Annotated in this window: 3 protein-coding genes; all 3 read right to left on the bottom strand. The window is 65.6% G+C overall.

Annotated features, from left to right (window positions below):
- Nucleotides 1–154 (bottom strand): tail fiber protein (locus QZY48_RS22905; protein WP_295435452.1); only part of this gene is annotated, 154 nt, incomplete at its 3' end.
- A gap of 33 nt (nt 155–187) precedes the next feature.
- Entirely contained in the window at nt 188–718 is a 531-nt protein-coding gene (locus QZY48_RS22900) for a tail fiber protein (protein WP_295435451.1), read from the bottom strand.
- A gap of 247 nt (nt 719–965) precedes the next feature.
- A partial coding sequence (locus QZY48_RS22895; protein ID WP_295435449.1) for a PEP-CTERM sorting domain-containing protein occupies nt 966–2,232 on the bottom strand: 1,267 nt, incomplete at its 5' end.

Raw genomic sequence — 2,232 nt, 5'->3', positions numbered from 1 at the left:
TGCTCTGCCCGTCGCCGCCGTAGGTGGTGCCGATCAGGGCGAACAGGGTATCGAACTCCGCGATGGGCAGTTGCTGCCCGTCGCAGAAGGCCCAGTCTTTGGGGGCGAAGTTGCCTGCGAACAGACGGATCTCGCCAATGTAAGAATCGGACATGGGATCAAGCTCCTCCAAAAGGCCGGGAAGGGATCAGTCGCGCACGGGGAAGACCCCGGCGAGCGCAATGCAGAAATTGACGGTCAGGAATGGCTGCATGGTGTTGTGCCCCTGGTTGGCCCCGGCGTTCGCGACCGAGTCGGGGTGCAGCGGTGTGAGGCCGCTCGCCGGTCCATAGGGGGTGATCGGGCGCCGCCCGCCCTCGACCGCGCACAGCAGGGTGTTCGTCTGGGTGGTGTCGCCCGGGGTGGCGCTGGTCCCTTGGCCGCCATGCCCGTGGGCGGGCAACTGCGCGAGTGTCAGCGCATCGTTCTCTTTGCCGGCCGCTTGCCCGAGCGGATGGTTCGATCCGCCCTGACTGGTCCCCACATGAATGGGGGTGCGCCCGCGCAGGTCCGGCAGGGCGAAGGTCTGGGACCCGTTGCCGCCGTAGGTGGTGCCGAGGACGGCGAACAGTGCCTGGTGCTGGGCGATGGGCAGCACCTGCCCATCACAGGTCGCCCAGCCGCGCGGGGCGAAGTCGAAGCTGAAGAGCTTCACTTCCGCGATAAAGGGGTCTGACATCGGGGGCCTCCAGTTCAGTGTCGTGTCGGGTACCCGCCGCTGGACGGGCACCTTAATGGTGATCTTGCGCGGCCGGCGCGCGGCTCAACCCAGAAAGCGCGGGTCTCTCACAGAGACACAAAGATCACAAAGATTTTCAAAGCGATATGTCGGTCGAGGAGGTCATCTGGGCGGTGATCGGCGCAACGCTTTCAGTGATCTGTTGTTCTTTGAGTTCTTTGTGTCTTTGTGAGAGCAATTGCCGGATTTAGGCTCGATGGATACTGATTCCGGCGAGCCGCGGGGCACTGCGCCGCCGCCATGAGAGCCCCGCCAGGGCGACGGCCGCGATGGCGAACAGCGTCAGCGTCGCCGGCTCCGGGGTTTCGGCCACTTCAAGGCGTTGGACGCTGAACTGGAAGTCGCTGGCCCTTGGTGCGAGGGTTCCGCCGCTGGCCAGGATCGCCCGATCCGAGACCCGGACCTCGAAGGTATGGGTGCCGGCGCCGAAGGTGTTGAACAGGGTCGCGGCATCGACGAGCTGACTGCCATTCTGAATCAGGTTGCCGAAGAAGCCGGTGAAGTCCGCCAGGCCCACCAGTATCTTCACGGTCAGTTGCTCGAAGCTTGGGATCAGGTTGTTGACCGCCAGATCGGGGTCGGCGAAGGCGAGTTGGAACAGCAGGTCATCGACCTGGGCCGTCGCCTTCGCGGTAAGGATGCTGGGCAGGGCGTTCAGATAGCTGACGTTCACCGAGTCCGTATCGGTGAGTCCCGTCATGGCCTCGGTGACCGTGAGCCCGAAGGTCTTGGTGTCCACCGTCGTCTGCAGGCCCGAGTCCTGGATCGCCACCGTGCGGTTGACGTTGTCCACCGTGCGGGTGCCGCTATTGGCGAAGGCGGACGGTGCCCCGGCGGCCCCGACCACAGTACGGTTGAGGCGGGTCCCGCTCAGGTTGCCGGCCAGTTGGCTGCCGTTCGCCGTCCAGACATAGCTCAGGAAGTCCTCCCGGTCGGTGCGCCCGGCGCCCAGGTCGTTGTCCGCCTGGCGCGTCAGGGCGTCGAGGCTGCTGGGCGCGGTGCGCACCTGGCCGGCGACGATGGGCTGTACCGTGTCGGTCACGAGCGCGGTGCCGCCGTTGGTGGTGACGTTCAACTGGCTGGCGCTGTAGACCAGCGCGGTGCCGCCCGCGTTGGCGACGACGGGGTTCGCCGGGGCGAAAAAGACCCCGGGATTGACCAGGCCGCCAGCGGGCTGGTTGCTCTGGCTACGGACGTCCAGGGTGCCGGCGTTCGTTACCACCGGGGTCAGCGCCTGATTTAACAAGTTGACCTGATAGCTGGTCACCGCGGTGCCGCTGAGGTTGGAGTCCGCGGTGTACTGCTCGAACACTAAATCAGTGGCGGCCGGGGTCGTCCCACTGTTGGTGCGCAGGAAGTTGCTCTCGAACTCGAAGCCGCGGAACTGGGCGGCACAGGTGGCCGCGTCGGTGCAGGTGTTGAAGAACTGGATCTGGGCGGTCTGGGCGGTACTG

Source organism: uncultured Thiodictyon sp. (assembly GCF_903828115.1).
Taxonomy (GTDB): domain Bacteria; phylum Pseudomonadota; class Gammaproteobacteria; order Chromatiales; family Chromatiaceae; genus Thiodictyon.
Note: the sequence above shows the minus strand (reverse complement) of the source record. Positions and strands in the feature narration are given on the sequence as shown.